Source organism: Mesobacillus maritimus, from assembly GCF_044803185.1.
Lineage (GTDB): Bacteria > Bacillota > Bacilli > Bacillales > Cytobacillaceae > Mesobacillus_B > Mesobacillus_B maritimus_B.
On the sequence record NZ_CP085225.1, the window covers coordinates 1,191,400 to 1,207,316 of the forward strand.

At 39.4% G+C, this 15,917-nt stretch carries 11 protein-coding genes; 9 read left to right on the forward strand and 2 right to left on the reverse strand.

Annotated features, from left to right (window positions below):
* Window positions 1–70: 70 nt before the first annotated feature.
* From LG336_RS05830 to LG336_RS05840, 3 genes are all read left to right on the forward strand, one after another.
* Complete coding sequence (locus LG336_RS05830; protein WP_404331622.1) at window positions 71–2,011, forward strand: polysaccharide lyase family 1 protein; 1,941 nt, start codon at window positions 71–73, stop codon at window positions 2,009–2,011.
* Between the two features lie 188 nt (window positions 2,012–2,199).
* Entirely contained in the window at window positions 2,200–6,018 is a 3,819-nt protein-coding gene (locus LG336_RS05835; protein ID WP_404331623.1) for a pectinesterase family protein, read from the forward strand.
* A 152-nt stretch (window positions 6,019–6,170) separates the two neighbouring features.
* Window positions 6,171–8,483, forward strand: a complete 2,313-nt coding sequence (locus LG336_RS05840; RefSeq protein WP_404331624.1) for an OmpL47-type beta-barrel domain-containing protein — start codon at window positions 6,171–6,173, stop codon at window positions 8,481–8,483.
* Window positions 8,484–8,788: 305 nt separating this feature from the next.
* On the opposite strand, the gene LG336_RS05845 is transcribed toward LG336_RS05840, so the two are convergent.
* Window positions 8,789–9,331 carry a GbsR/MarR family transcriptional regulator gene (locus LG336_RS05845; RefSeq protein ID WP_404331625.1) on the reverse strand — a complete coding sequence of 181 codons (543 nt, stop codon included), beginning with the start codon at window positions 9,329–9,331 and terminating at the stop codon, window positions 8,789–8,791.
* A 257-nt stretch (window positions 9,332–9,588) separates the two neighbouring features.
* On the opposite strand from LG336_RS05845, the gene proV reads away from it, so the two are divergent.
* From proV to LG336_RS05870, 5 genes are all read left to right on the forward strand, one after another.
* The gene (gene proV / locus LG336_RS05850; protein ID WP_404331626.1) at window positions 9,589–10,827 is read left to right on the forward strand and encodes a glycine betaine/L-proline ABC transporter ATP-binding protein ProV; all 1,239 of its coding nucleotides are present in this window, start codon (window positions 9,589–9,591) and stop codon (window positions 10,825–10,827) included.
* 1 nt (window position 10,828) lies between these two features.
* Window positions 10,829–11,677, forward strand: a complete 849-nt coding sequence (locus LG336_RS05855; RefSeq protein WP_404331627.1) for an ABC transporter permease — start codon at window positions 10,829–10,831, stop codon at window positions 11,675–11,677.
* A complete protein-coding gene (locus LG336_RS05860) occupies window positions 11,677–12,564 on the forward strand; it encodes a glycine betaine ABC transporter substrate-binding protein (protein ID WP_404331628.1) in 888 nt (295 codons plus the stop codon). Before LG336_RS05855 ends, LG336_RS05860 begins: the two co-directional genes overlap by 1 nt.
* Window positions 12,565–12,683: 119 nt before the next feature.
* Window positions 12,684–13,406: a metallophosphoesterase gene (locus LG336_RS05865; RefSeq protein WP_404331629.1), complete on the forward strand. Its 723-nt coding sequence runs from the start codon at window positions 12,684–12,686 to the stop codon at window positions 13,404–13,406.
* Window positions 13,407–13,506: 100 nt separating this feature from the next.
* Entirely contained in the window at window positions 13,507–14,235 is a 729-nt protein-coding gene (locus LG336_RS05870; RefSeq protein ID WP_404331630.1) for an MOSC domain-containing protein, read from the forward strand.
* 295 nt (window positions 14,236–14,530) lie between these two features.
* Here the strand turns inward: LG336_RS05870 and LG336_RS05875 are convergent, their stop codons facing one another.
* Entirely contained in the window at window positions 14,531–15,400 is an 870-nt protein-coding gene (locus LG336_RS05875; protein WP_404331632.1) for a DUF1002 domain-containing protein, read from the reverse strand.
* A 251-nt stretch (window positions 15,401–15,651) separates the two neighbouring features.
* Here LG336_RS05875 and LG336_RS05880 point away from each other — a divergent pair, with 251 nt between their 5' ends.
* Entirely contained in the window at window positions 15,652–15,867 is a 216-nt protein-coding gene (locus LG336_RS05880; protein ID WP_404331633.1) for a hypothetical protein, read from the forward strand.
* Window positions 15,868–15,917: the final 50 nt, after the last annotated feature.

Genomic DNA, 15,917 nt, shown 5'->3' on the forward strand with positions numbered 1-15,917 from the left:
ATAAAACTAGATGGCGTATTTTTGAAAGCGGTTTCTGTTTATCTGGGACAAATTACTAGGGAGGAACAAAATGGTTGTAAAAAAAAAATTAAGAACTATTTTTATGTATTATCTTGTACTATCTATAGTTGCAAGCGGATTCGGTGGATTCGCAAACACTACGGTTTATGCTGCTAGCCTTTCAATAACCAACGGTGGAGGTTGGTTTGAAACGGCAAGTGTAGAATGGTCGCCCGTAAGTGATGCGGCAAGTTATAACGTATATGTTAAATCTGCGAGCGCACCAGATTCTCAATATAAACAAATTGATACTGAATTAATTCGAAGCTACGGATCGTATTGGAGAGCGGACGCTGTAGGGCTCGCAGCTGGAGATTATGTCATGAAAGTTGAAGCAGTACTTTCAGATAATTCAACAGTAAGTACGGTTTCAAATACGCTGTCCGTAGCTGCACATGACAGATCTGGATTTGCTTTCGCATCAAACTCAACATATGGCACAGGTTCAGGTGCTTATAATGGGGATGGAACCCTTAAAGCTGGCGCTCAAGTTCTTTATGTAACATCCAAGAATGCACAAACCGTAACCCTTGATGTGATAACCAGCAGCTCAGGAGCTGTAACAACAGGTGAAGGTATAGGTGATATTCTGAACCTGAGACAAAAAGGCTATGATAAAAGACCGCTTGCCATCCGATTTATTGGAAAAATTACAGATGCTGACATGAATGGACAACTTAACAGCAGCGGATATCTTCAAGTGAAAGGTAAATCCAATTATTCGGAAATGAATATTACATTAGAAGGTATCGGGGAAGATACTTACGCTTATGGATGGGGAATTCTGCTTAGGTATGTCGGTAATGTAGAAGTAAGAAACTTAGGTGTTGCGTTATTCCCTGACGATGGTATTTCAATGGATACTGGCAATGTTAACGTTTGGATTCATCATAATGATCTATTCTATGGAACTGCGGGAGGAGATGCCGACCAGGCAAAAGGTGACGGTTCCACTGACCTGAAAAGTGGATCCACATATATTACACTTTCTTACAATCACTACTGGGATGCTGGAAAAGCTTCTCTAGTCGGTTTGAATGAATCAGCAGAATTCTTTATAACCCTGCACCATAACTGGTTTGATCATTCAGATTCTCGTCATCCACGTATAAGAACAGGAACTGTCCATGTATACAATAACTTCTTTGACGGCATCTCTAAATATGGTGTTGGTGTAACAACAGGAAGTTCATCCTTTGTTGAATCAAACTACTTTAGAAATGCGAAATATCCAATGATGAGTTCCTTGCAGGGTACTGACGCTTTAGGCGCAGGCACTTTCTCTGGTGAAAATGGAGGAATGATTAAAGCCTACAACAATAGGATTGATGAGGCTGCAAGTCTGATCTATGCCAATTCCGATGCAGGAACCACTCCAGCTAACCCAACATCATTTGATGCTTACTTAGCTTCGTCAAGAAGTGAAAACGTTCCTAGCACTTTCAAAACCTTAGTAGGCGGAACAACTTATAATAACTTTGATACTCGCATTGATATGGGCGTCACTGAAGCTGACATTGATGACGTAAGCCTTGTGGAGCAAATTGTTACGGCAGAAGCTGGACGCATGAATAATGGAGACTTTACATGGGAATTTGATAATGCAGTGGACGATAAATCGTCTAGCCTTAATTCAGCATTGATGTCTAAAATCAAAAATTACAAAACCCAACTTGTATCTGTAGGGGGGAATTCAACTCCAACAGAACCAACAGAACCAACTGCCCGAAAAGTTGACGTATGGGATTTTGGAGGGATCCAAACTTCGGGAGATTTATACAACAATAATATTACAGCGGAGGTTCTTAACAGTAAAACTACAATTAAATCCGGTACATTTGTAACCACTGCATTTGGAGATTTAACCATTGCCAATCCGGTTACAAGTGATAGGTCCTACTATTATGAGTCAGATGACACTACCGTAGGTGTAAAAAGCTTGTCTCCATAAGCGGTAATATTAAGGGGTTTGACAGCAGTTATGATGTAAGTAAATTAGAAATCAAATTTACTCCTCCAGAGGGAAGCCTTGCCTCACCGGTTACAGCAATTGTTGCAAATGATAAGACATTTAAAGCTGATGTTCAGGATGGAGTACCGTATTCAGCCGTTATTTCGGGTGTCAATGATTATGAAATTGTGGATGGCGGCAGTATAAATTTAAGTGCTGACACCGTTCAGGATATTACAGTTGCTAAAAAAGCAGTACACACTGCAACAGGTTTATTCAAGGGATTACCCTCAACAGCTAAAATTTCAAGTATCACATTTACCAATGTTGATGATGGATACATTTATACCGGGACCGTTTCAAATGGCGGATACACAGTAAGCCTTAGAGATGGTGCATATAAAGTTACAGCTGTTAGTTCCGAGAATTATAGTACGAGTTCTCACCTAGTTATTAATGGGCAGGATACCACAAAGGATCTTCTGTTTGTTAACAACACTGCTCTAGAGCCTCTTGCCTGGGTTCCGGATTTGTATGTTGGCGACAGCTCGAAGGAAAATAATTTCAGTACAGTGAAGGATGCTCTCGATGCAGCAGCCCGAATGAACCCAACGGATGAAGCTCATAGAATCACCATTCATATCGCGCCGGGTGTATATAGGGCACAGCTTGTAATAAAAACTCCATTTATTACACTTGTAAATGCTCATCCAAATCCAACGAGCGATCCAAGTACGCAGGTTAAAATTACTTGGTATTATGGTATTGGGTATAAATATTACAGCATGGGGTCTGACGGCTTCTATGATGAAGAAAAAGCATTTGATAAGTATTCCAAGAATATTGCCAGTAAATGGGGAGGTACCGTTTATCTCACCAGTACGGCTACCGACTTTAAAGCAGAAAACATCGTATTTGAAAATTCCTTTAACAAGTACATGACAGATGAGGAATTAGCAGATGGTGTGGAGCTTGCCAATATACCATCCGCAAGCCCGATCAATGTAGAAAGAAAGTCTTTTACAGATGTTACTTCAAAAGCAGCTACAGAAAGAGCTGCAGCTATGATTATTGAAGGAAACCGAGCTGAGTTTATTAATTGCAGTTTCCTTGGAAGCCAGGACACACTTTACACCGGTAACAGCAGTACGAATAGCAGTTATTTTAAAAACGCTTTTATAGAAGGTAACACAGACTATATATTTGGTGATGGAAATGTAGTATTTGATAATGCTACTTTGAATTTCGCCGGTTACAGTGAGAAGGCTGTAGGTGGTTATATCACAGCAGCAAAGGATACAGCCTCCCATGGATACCTATTTAGGAACAGTACTGTAACAGCCAGCAGTAAAAATATGCAAACTTCAGGTTTCTTCGGAAGACCTTGGGGAGCAGGAGCAAAAGTAACCTTCTTGAATACCAAGCTTCAGAGCGATTCTATCATAGACCCTAAAGGCTGGACGGATATGAGTGGCTCATCACCTGAAAATGCAAATTTTGCAGAATACAATACGACTTATAATCATTCTGCAGTAGAAACATCCCAAAGAAGAGCAACCGTTTTAACTAAGGCACAAGCTGCCGAAATGAATGTTGCCGATTATTTTGGAGGTTGGACACCATCATCTTATACAGCTGACAGTGAGACAGCGCCAACATTTAAGGTGGCTCCTTTCTTCACAACAGATGATGATATCAATCTACCTTACGTCGGAAATACCATTAGCTTAGGTTATGAATTTACTAATCTAAATGATAACCTAAACGACAGTTCTTTAATTGAGTGGTACAGAGTAAGTGCGGATGGAACTGAGACGTTGATCCGTGCAACAACAGCGTATATTTCAAAAACGTACAAAATTACAAGTGCCGATGCAGACCATTATATAAAGGCTGTGGTTACGCCGGAAACCGTGAATGGTTTGAAGGGCACACAGATGTCGATTAAACTTGACAACCTGGTTAAGGTTGGCTCATCCGGTAGCGGAGAGAATGAGATTCCGGATGGTCAGCGTGTAAATATTTATGTAGCCGGTGATTCAACGGTTAAGACATACGGCCCAACCTCAGATACAGGTGGCTGGGGAGAATATTTAAAGGGCTTTTTCAATTCGGACAAGGTGAATGTTGTTAATTATGCAAACGGAGGAAGAAGCTCAAGAAGCTTTATAAATGAGGGAAGTCTTGATAAAATTGCTTCTACCATTAAAGCCGGTGACTATCTGCTGGTTCAATTTGGACATAATGATTCATCCAATTCATCAGGATATCTCTTAGACAGATTTGTTTCTATGGGAGAACCGGATGCAAATGGTATTTATCCTTCCGCTCCGGGTGTTAAAGAGGCAACACCGGCAAGTCTATCACAGTATGGCGCAGAATTTTATCCATATACAAGCGGTACCTTCAAGTGGTATCTGCAGCAGTATATTGATGTAGCAAAAAATGCAGGTGCAACACCTATTTTAGTTACTCCTGTTTCAAGACAATATTTTAACTCGGATGGCACCATAAGAACTCATCATGATGCTACGGACACCACAACTGGAACAGTTACAACTTCCAATAATGCTTATGTAAAAGCTGTTGAACAGTTAGGTGCGGAGCAGGGTGTTAAAGTTATTGATATGTTTGAGTTAACAAAGGATTCCTTTGAAAAAGCATACGAGAATGACCCCGCAGCAGTTAATGGAAGCTCGCCTTCAGCAAAGGCAGTAATGAATCCTGCAGATTCAACTCACAATAATAAGATTGGCGGTTTTTACAACGGCGCTTTAATTGCCAAAGAAATACAGGGTCTTGGATATAACATCTCTAACTACGTTATTCCACCTGTAAGAGTAGGCGGTGTAGACGGTAAGAACAGCGTACAATTTGAAGTGGATTCACACAGTAAAGTAAGTGTATATACCCCTGATGAAAGCGGTGTTTATACAAGTCAGCTAAATACTTATTGGACTGGTGAGACGCAGGCTCTTATTGATCGTCTTTCTGCAGCACCTGTGGATCAAACTGCTCCAGTCACAACCTCCAATGCTCCAACGGATTGGTCGAAAGAAGATGTAACCGTCAAACTGGAGGCTTCCGATACCGAGAGTGGTATTGCCGAAACCTTCTATTCAATCAATGGGGCTGATTATGTTAAGGGAACAACCTTTACCATAAGTTCAGAGGGAGATTATAAAATATCCTTCTATTCTGTTGACAATGCGGGAAATATTGAACAGGCTCAAACTCAACATGTTCGGATTGATAAGACGGCCACTGTTACAAGTGCTGATGTCACACCGGCTCAACCGGATGGACTGAACGGGTGGCATGTACAGGATGTAAAGTTGAGTCTTAATGTTTCTGATAAACTATCGGGTGCAGCCAAAACGGAGTATAGCGTGGATGGTGGAGATACTTGGAAAACATACACGGAGCCGATTACAATTAATAAGGCTGGAAAATATGATGTTAGCTATCGGTCATTGGATAATGCCGGAAATATGGAAGAGAAGCAGAACATCTCTATTAATCTAGATGCCACTGCTCCTACTATCAATATAACTGGCGTTGCGAATGAGATTTACAACGATTCCATGGATATCAATCCGGTGATAGAGCTCAAAGATAATTTGTCCGGAATTGACAACACGAAAACAATAATCGCATTGAATGGAAACACTGTAGAAAATGGGAAGACAATCCCTCTTTATACGCTGCCGCTTGGCCATCACGAGTATAGCGTAACTGCATACGATTTGGCGGGGAACAAGGCAACCAAGGTAGTTAAGTTCCAAACTTCTACCAGCATCGAATCTTTAAAGGAATTGATTACACGCTTTACGGAAGACGGATGGATTGATAGTAATGGCGTAGCTAAAAGCTTAAAGAGCAAGCTGGACGCGGAAAAATTGGCTGCATTTTTGAATGAAGTTAAGGCTCAAAGGGGCAAGCATATTTCCGTACAATATGCAGATTATCTCATCCGGGATGCTGAGTTCTTGTTGTCCAATAAATAAATCATTATTGAAAAGTTTAGCAAAAGAAATATTTTTCTCCCTCTTTTGTATGAAGGGGGAGAAATTTACTCTATTCATGTAAAAGGAAACTCATACAAAAAGCTTCAATTCTGGAGAGGGGTTCAAGAATGAAAATTAAGTCAAAGATAGCGATGAGCACATTACTAACTTTTATCATGTTTTTCACCTTAGCATTTAACAACGTTGCTGCATTTGCCAGTGATCCAACTGACAACCGGACAATAACAGGCAAGACTACTGCGAGTACTCCAACGATTTGGATTGTTGGGGATTCGACTGTAAGCTCTTTTACGGATAATTACTTTTACCCAAGGTATGGGTGGGGCACTCAAATTGGAAATTATCTCGATGGCTCCTTCACCATACAAAATCTCGCCTTGTCGGGAAGAAGTTCAAAAAGCTATACAGCTGATCCTGAGTATAAGACGTTGCTCAGCGGCATGAAGAGTGGAGATTTTTTATTAATCGGTTTCGGCCATAATGATGAAAAAACGGAACCAGAAAGATATACAAATCCGAATGGAACATATTTGGATCCAGGATCATTTGCGAATTCCTTGTATGAAAATTATATTAAACCAGCTCAGGCGGCGGGAACTCAAGTCATCCTTTCTACTCCTATTGTCAGAAGAACGGCTACAGGTGGATGGAGCAATTCCAATCTTCATATTACAAACACTGTTGGAGAGTTTCCGGGCGGCGATTATCCGCAAGCCATTCGGGATTTGGGGACGGCGCTTAATGTACCGGTAGTTGATATGACTAATTTAACGAAAACTCTATATGACGAACTGGGACAAAGTGAAACTCTGAATCTCCATGCTTGGACTTCTTCAAAACCACAAAGTGTGGATAATACCCACACAAATATCTGGGGCGCAAGGTATAATGCATACCTTCAAACAAAGGCAATTAAAGAATTAGGCGTAAGCGGACTTTCTGAACATGTGATAAATGCTGCAGCGCCAACCAAAGCAGATACATTAGTTCCCAATCCTAATTATCAGGAAACGCCGTATACCGGTGAATTGCCGCAAAGTACTTTATGGGAAGATTATGGTATTTGGAAAGGCACGGTATTCGGTGATATTGGTGGCGACCCAGGCACTGCAAATCAGACCCTTGAAACAGATAGTGAAGGAAACATGCATATTGCAGTAGCCAATAATAAAGGGAAAATAGCCAGTGTGACGGATGGATTGGCCATGTATTACTATAAAGTACCTGCAAACAGCACATTTACTTTAACAGCTAAAGCGAAAATTAATGGCTTTAGTTTGAATGATCAAGTCTCCTTTGGTTTGATGGCCAGGGATGAAATGTATATCGATTCTTATCTAAACACAACTCTGGGTGACTATGTTGCCGCAGCAACTTTAAAGCTCACTAAGTCAGCGACAGGAGGATTTTGGAATAGTTTCGCTAGAAAGAGTGGAGTACTTACGCAAGGTGGAACAGCTGCAAACCCAATTTCTGCAGGAGACACTGTCAATCTTTCTATTTCAAGCAATTCAGACGGTTATGCTACTAAATTTGGAAATGAAGAAACGATCACTGGAGGGTTTGATTTTAAACTCACCAGCATCGATTCAGATTATGTTTACGTGGGTATGTTTGTAGCACGTAATGCAGATATAACCTTTAGCGATATTAAACTGGTAGTTGACGGTGTTGAAGTGACACCTGCTGATACAACAGCCCCTGTTACAACCGCTGCAGTCACACCGGCTCAACCGGACGGGCTGAACGGGTGGTACACACATGATGTAAAGGTGAGTCTTGACGTCTCTGACAACCTATCTGGTACAGCCAAAACGGAGTATAGCCTGGATGGCGGAAACACTTGGCTAACATATACGGAGCCAATCACAATCAATCAGGATGGAAAATATGATGTAAGCTATCGTTCATTGGATAATGCCGGAAATATGGAAGAGAAGCAAAACATCTCTATTAATCTGGATGCCACTGCTCCTGCTATCGATATAACTGGCGTTGTGAGTGATATTTACAACGATTCTGTGGATATCAACCCGGTCACGGAGCTCAAAGATAATTTGTCCGGAATTGACAACACAAAAACAACGATAGCATTGGATGGAAACACCGTAGTAAACGGGAAGGCAATCCCTCTTTATACCCTGCCGCTAGGTCAGCACGAGTATAGCGTAACAGCATACGATTTGGCTGGGAACAAGGCAACCAAGGTTGTTAAGTTCCAAACTACTACTAGCATCGAGTCCTTGCAGGAATTGGTTACACGCTTTACGGAAGCTGGATGGATAGATAGTAACGGCATAGCTAAAAGCTTGAAGAGCAAGCTGAACGCGGAAAATTTGGCTGCATTTTTAAATGAAGTTCAGGCTCAAAAAGGCAAGCATATTTCTGTACAGTATGCAGATTATCTCATCCGAGATACTGAATACTTGTTGTCAAATAAATAAATCATTATTGAAAGGTTTAGCTCAACAGAAATATTTCTCTCCCCCTTCTTTATGAAGGGGGAGCTTTTTTTAGTATGTAAACAATGAAATGGATTTTGCTGCATTATATAAAACTGAGTGAAAACAAAAAAGCTACCTTCCTCTAGCTTCAAAACCGCTTGTGACCTGCGTGCCAGGTCAGGTGGGTTCGATTCCCACGCGGTCCCGCCAATTCAATAATATCAAGGGTTTTCACCGACCCACTACATACTTGGACCTGAGGAGACTCAGTCTTTTTTTTGTTGCCCAATGGTGCCATTGTCCTCCTAATCCTTTCTCTTTTCAATTGGAATAAAATTTAGAATATCTTTTGTTTCAAAGCTGTCGATGAGACGGTTTAGCCAACCGTAATAATCAAGCCAGTTATCAAGCTTTTTAATAACACAGTGGGCAAGCTTACGAGTTTCTTCGGTAGTCTCCGGGTGAGCAAGAAGTTCCTGTAATGTAGCAATGGATTTTTCAATCATACTGGTATTCATTGTAATAGCTGTACGCCATTTGGTTGTGAAGTAATCAAAAAAAGGCTGATAACGATCTTCCTTGACTACATATAAATTCCTCCTTACACCCTTTATCCAAACCTTTTCAACCATATTTAAATCAAGTAAAGTTCTGACTGCATTACTCATACTTGTTTTACTCATCCCAAGGTCTTCTTTCATTTCATCAAGTGTAAGCGGTTTATCTGAGAAGAAAAGAAGAGCGTATAGCCGTCCGGCGGAGGGAGTGACACCATAGAGGTTCATATTTTGTGAAATTGCTTCTATTACGCTAGTTCTGGATTTTTCTAAAATTTCATGGCCTTTCATTCTTTTCACATCCTAAATTTGGTAGGTGTTTGGTATATAACTTAAACTACCTATTCAATAAAGAAATGTAAAGTACGACTTCATAGTGTTAAACGGAGCATAGTAAAGTATTTTTAAGTTAATTGTTCTTACAATACGAACAGTAATTTCTGTACGTACGATATAAACTAATTTGACAGAATACACAGTTTGAACTATTACAAATTATCAGGCTATAATTAAAAAGTCCTATGCGACAATTTAAAAGAGGTGAAGGAATGATGGATAATATAAAAATAAAAGTCAACGATGTAACCAAGATATTTGGTAAGTCATCAAAGAAGGCTTTGCAATTAATAAAAGAAGGGAAATCCAAGGAACAAATTTTAAAGGAAACGGGCTCAACGGTTGGGGTTAACCGAGCATCCTTTGAGGTGAAGTCAGGTGAAATCTTCGTCATCATGGGTTTATCTGGTAGTGGGAAATCTACCTTAGTAAGATTACTCAATCGACTGATCGACCCTACCATTGGTCAAGTTGAAATTGATGGCAAAGATGTAGTGAAGATGAATAAGGAAGAATTAAGAGAAGTAAGAAGAAAGAAAATGAGCATGGTCTTTCAAAAGTTTGCTTTGTTTCCACATAGGACTGTTCTTGAGAATACCGAATACGGTCTAGAGATTCAGGGTGTGGAAAAGGCAGATAGAAGTAGCAAGGCATTAGAAGCTTTAGAATTAGTAGGACTTAAGGGGTATGAAGATCAATATCCTAGTCAATTAAGTGGTGGGATGCAACAACGTGTGGGACTAGCGAGAGCACTGGCAAATGATCCTGATATCCTTTTAATGGATGAAGCATTTAGCGCATTAGATCCATTGATACGAAAAGATATGCAGGATGAGTTGCTAGAATTACAATCGAACATGGAGAAAACAATCGTGTTTATTACCCATGATTTAGATGAGGCTCTTCGTATCGGTGACCGAATTGCCCTTATGAAAGATGGGAACATCGTTCAAATTGGCACACCTGAAGAAATCTTAATGAATCCTTCTAATGAATATGTGGAAAGATTCGTAGAAGACGTTGATCTTTCAAAGGTATTGACAGCACAACATGTCATGAAGAGAGCAGAGACGCTTCAAATTGATAAAGGTCCTCGTGTCGCCCTTAAATTAATGAAGAACTTAGGAATTTCTTCAATCTATGTTGTTGATAAACAGCAAAAGCTATTGGGTGCGATTACCGCAAAGGATGCCTCAAAGGCGGCTGAAGGAAATCAATCGATTGATGGATTCCTAGAAAAGGAAATTACGGCCGTTGGGACGGACACTATATTAATTGATTTATTTGATAAAGTATCATCAGCAACCATTCCTGTAGCCGTGACAGATGAAAATAATCGATTAAAAGGAATCTTAATTAAAGGTGCTGTGATCGGTGCTCTTACAGGTAACGAACAATATATAAATGAGGTTGCCGAGTCTGAGGCAGCAGTAGCTAAGGAGGTAATGTAAGATGGAAGGAATTTTACCGAAGCTTCCTTTAGCAAATTGGATTGATGATTTAGTTGATTGGATGACTGCGACTTTTGAAGGATTGTTTGACGGCATTTCTAATGGAGTTGGATCTTTTGTTGAAGGAATCGTCGCTGGTTTAGGTTTTGTACCTTCTATTCTATTAATCATTCTTATGAGTTTACTAGCTTGGAAGGTTTGTAATTGGAGAATTGGTTTATTTGCCTTATTAGGTTTATTTCTTATTGATAATTTAGGTTACTGGGAAGAAATGTTAGAAACGCTATCTCTTGTATTAACGGCTGTATTGATTTCCATCGTGATAGGGATTCCAGTTGGCATTTGGGCATCACAAAGTGAACGAGTAAGAAAAATCGTTGTCCCAATACTTGATTTAATGCAAACCATGCCGGCTTTCGTTTACTTATTACCAGCAATCTTCTTCTTTAGTATCGGGGTGGTACCAGGTGTTATTGCATCTGTCATTTTTGCGATGCCACCAACCATTCGATTAACAATATTAGGGATTAAGCAAGTACCAGCGGACTTAATTGAGGCAACAGAAGCCTTTGGCTCAACAACCAAGCAAAAGCTATTAAAGGTGCAACTACCACTTGCGATGCCAACGATTATGGCGGGGATTAACCAAAGTATCATGCTAGCTTTATCGATGGTGGTTATCGCATCCATGGTTGGGGCTCCTGGTCTCGGTACAGAGGTTTATCGTGCCGTAACTCAAATCAAAACTGGTGTTGGATTTGAGGCTGGTTTGGCAATCGTCGTCATTGCGATATTACTAGACCGCATCACTCAAAATATAGGTAAGAAAAAACAAGGGGGAACAGTTTAATGTTAAAAAAACTCGTAGGAATCACGTCTGCATTAGCACTAACTTTTGGTTTAGCAGCATGTGGATCAGAAGAAACAGGGAGTTCATCTGACTCGATAGGTGAACAGCTTGATTACGAAATTGTAGGAATTGATCCAGGTGCAGGATTAATGAAATTAACAATCAACGATGCTTTACCTGAATATGGACTAGAAGATTGGGATGTAGTAGAGGGTTCAGGTGCTGCAATGGCAGCAGCTTTGAAAAAGGCATATGACAAAGAGGAACCAATCATTGTAACTGGTTGGAGCCCGCACTGGAAATTTGCTAGCTATGACTTAAAATATCTAGAGGACCCAAAAGGAATTTTTGGTGGAGCTGAAGATATTAATACGATTGTACGTCTCGGCTTGAAAGAGGACCACCCGGATGCTTATAAGCTTCTTGATCAATTTCACTGGGAACCAGAACATATGGAAGTGGTCATGGGTTTAATTCATGATGGTACTGAGCCAGCTGATGCTGCTTCCCAATGGGTAAGCGAAAATGAAGAGTTAGTTAGCACTTGGACTGAAGGGGTTAACGAGGTTGACGGTGATGAGCTACAGATTCTTTATGTAGCGTGGGATGACGTAATCGCTAGCTCTCATGTCGTTGAAATTGTACTTGAAAGTATTGGGTATGAAGTAAAATTAACTCAAGTGGATGCAGGTCCAATGTGGGCAGGTGTAGCGGATGGAAGTGGTGATGCAATGGTAGGTGCATGGTTACCAACAACACACGCTGACTATTATGCTGAATACGAAGGCAAGTTTGAGGACCTTGGGCCAAACCTTTCCGGTACAACGCAAGGACTAGTCGTACCTGCATACATGGATATTGATTCAATCGAAGATTTAAAAGAATAAATAGAAAACTATTGAAAAGATAGCAAGAACCATTATGCTATCTTTTCTTTATACTAGTAAGGGATGGGGAAAATCGGGCACCCATCCCTTTTAAAGTATTTATAGGGCAGGTGAAAAAATTGAGGAAAATTGCGATATCGGATATTCATGGTTGTGCAGCGGAGCTGGATCAATTGTTAATAAAGACAAAAGCTCAACCGGAGGAAGTAATTTTTCTAGGAGACTATGTTGACTCAGGACCTGATAGTATAGAAGTATTAGACATGGTAAAAGAATGGTGTAGACAAGGAGCTACGGCTTTACTAGGCAACCATGACGACTTGTTTTTACAATGGCTTGAAGAAAAGGAAAATATTCTTTATTATGGCGGCAGGAATGGTGGAATGGCTACGATTAATAGTTGCCTACATAGAATGGGAATGGATCAGGTAGCAATCTCCCAATTACTTTCCGACGTAAGAAAGGAGAATCAAATAAGAAAAATCATCCAAGATCGTTTTCATTCACAAATTTCCTTCATAAAATCACTTCCATTATTTAAAATGGATTCAAATCTGATTTTTGTTCATGCCGGAGTCAATCCGAAAAATGGGTTAGAGAAAACAACTAAATTAGAGTTTCTTCATCTTCGTGATGAATTTATTTATGAGTACAATTTTCCGGAGACTATTATTTTTGGGCATACACCAACGAGAAAAATCCATAATCAAGACAATATTTATTTTGGTCCGAACCGAGTCATCGGTATAGACGGGGGCTGTGCCTTCGGCGGTCAGCTAAATGCATTAATCCTAGACAATGGTGAGTTTAGTACAACATCAGTAGTAAAAAAATCAAAGTAAATTAACCTTCTAATCAGTATTGATTAGGATAGGAAGTATCATATATTGCTAGAAATAGCTATGTAATACTTAGGTCGAAATATGTATTGGAGTGAATTGAATGTTAATCGGACATATTAAGGAAATCGTACGTCACCCAGTAAAATCCTTTCGTGGGGAAAGTGTAAAAAAATCCAAAATCATGGAATATGGTTTATATGGAGACCGCAGCCATACTTATTTAGACGAATCAAAAGATGGGGATTTTTTAACCATCACACAATTCCAAGAAATGGTTCGATATCATGCAAAATTTGTGGGAGAAGAATCAATAGACAAATATCCTAAAGTTGAAGTAGTCACACCGGAGGGGAAAGTTTACGATTGGGAAGATCAAGAATTAATTAAGGAATTGCAAAACAAATCGAACCGCCAAATTTCTAGTAGGGAATACCCGCCATCACATGTACCGATTGGACCAATTGCTGTAGAACACATTCTACTTGCAACAGATGCCTCATTAGATCACTTGAAGGAATTATGGGGGAAAGATGAGGTTGATATTAGACGTTTTCGTCCTAATCTATTTATTTCATTAAAAGATAAAGTTCCTTTTAGTGAAGAGGAATGGATTGGCCGACGAATTAAAATAGGAAGTGAAGTAGAAATTCAATTAGTAGCTTATTGTAAAAGGTGTATGATTGTTACTGTTGATCCTGATAATGCAGAACGAGATTCGAGTTTACTTAAAACGGTTGTAAAAGAAAGAAAAAGTAATTTTGGTGTTTATGCTACTGTGATAAAAACGGGTGAAATACAAGTGGATGATGAAGTTCATCTTATTGATTGAAATTGTGTTATGGAGCTATAAGTGGAGACTAAATCATAAACAACAGAGGACCCTTCAATTGAAAGGTCCTTTGTTGTTTAATTAAGGCTGTTTTCGTAAGGATTGTTGTTAAAATTGTAAAAATCTTAAAGCCGATTTTTACTACCTAAAGCCGATTTTAACGCAAGATAAGCGATTTTGTACGTTATAGTATGTTTGCAAGCTCTTTTCTCATGGTTAAAAAGCTATTTGCAGCGAATGAAGCTTAATCGTCTATTTTGTATCCAAAAAGCAACAAAAGTTTGAGAAAAGAGCCTTAATTAAAGAGGGCTTTTATTGCATCGATCAGGGAAATAAAGAACTGCTTAAGTCTCTCTAGAAAACTTTGTCCTTCTTCGGATTGAAGGTATTTTGAAATTTTATCTTTAGCCTTGTTAAGTTGATCGCCTACTTGGTTCCAATCTATGTTTAAATCTTTGAGTTTATTAAACACGTCCATTAACAGTTGGATTTGTTCATCTGTTAAAGTTATTCCTAGCTCTTGTGAAGCCTGTAGAATAATATCACGTAACTCTGCATTGGTTTGTGGGGAATTTTCTGCTATTTTTTCTTTGATTTTTGCAAACAAAGCAGATGCATTTTCCGCGCCAATTTCATCCCCTAATTTGGCTGTTTGAATCATTTCCTCGTTCGCGGCTTTCTTCACTTCTTCTGGAATGACTTCTCCCGTAGAAATTTCATATGCTTTAATCAATCCTGTTAGAGCGGCTGTACCTGAAACACTAAAAGGAGCAGTTACTTCAATATGGGCGTCTTTGACTCCCGCTGTTATTAATGCGTTCAAGTACATTTCATCGGTCACCCAATTAATATTGTTGGTCGTGACGTTTAATCCACTTCCTGCTTTAGTATAAGTGATAGAAGAAGAAGAGATGGCTCTTGTTCCGATCGTTGCCTTAGGAAGTAAGTTGCCTAGGTAATTATGCTCTTCTTGGTTGGAAACGGTAATAATTTGAGTTGTATCTGTCGGTTCTAGTTCAGCTAAAATTTGTTCTTTTTGTTCATCAGTTAGGTTCTCTCCAAGGGTAATAATTTTGTCCCCTTCAGCAACATCGGCAAAAGAGACAGATGAGAAAGGAAGCATCAAAATAAGCAGGGAGAAAAAGAGTGGTGAGATTTTCTTCATAGGAATTCCTCCAGTTAGAATGATTAAACAAATACCTTGTTATTGTACACTCATTTTATTATTTTAGCTAAAATACCACCTTCTTATATACGTTAACCGGGAGGATTGATTACGAAGGATTGGAAAAAATCACAAGGTATGTCCCCTTGTTTCTATAACCCCCATAAAAAAGGGGACGTTAACGAATGGTATTCAGTAATCATCATTTAAAGTAGTTACGATGATTAGAAAAATGGAAAAGGTGTTGTTTTATGAATAAATTCCGAGTTTGTTATATTCTGGATGATAAGGTAAAGACAGAAAATATTGTGAAAGATTTAAATATACATGCAGGGCAAATTTTTGAGGAATTGGTAAAAAAGACTGCGACGACAAACTTTTTAAAGATTCGTTCGGAGCAAGGGGCGGATCGCCTTGATACATCGCGTATCCGTTATATTCGTGTTTCTGCTTTAAATGAAAACTAGATAGGTTCAGAGATTCTGAAGGATAGAAATCTAGAAATGTATTTTATGAA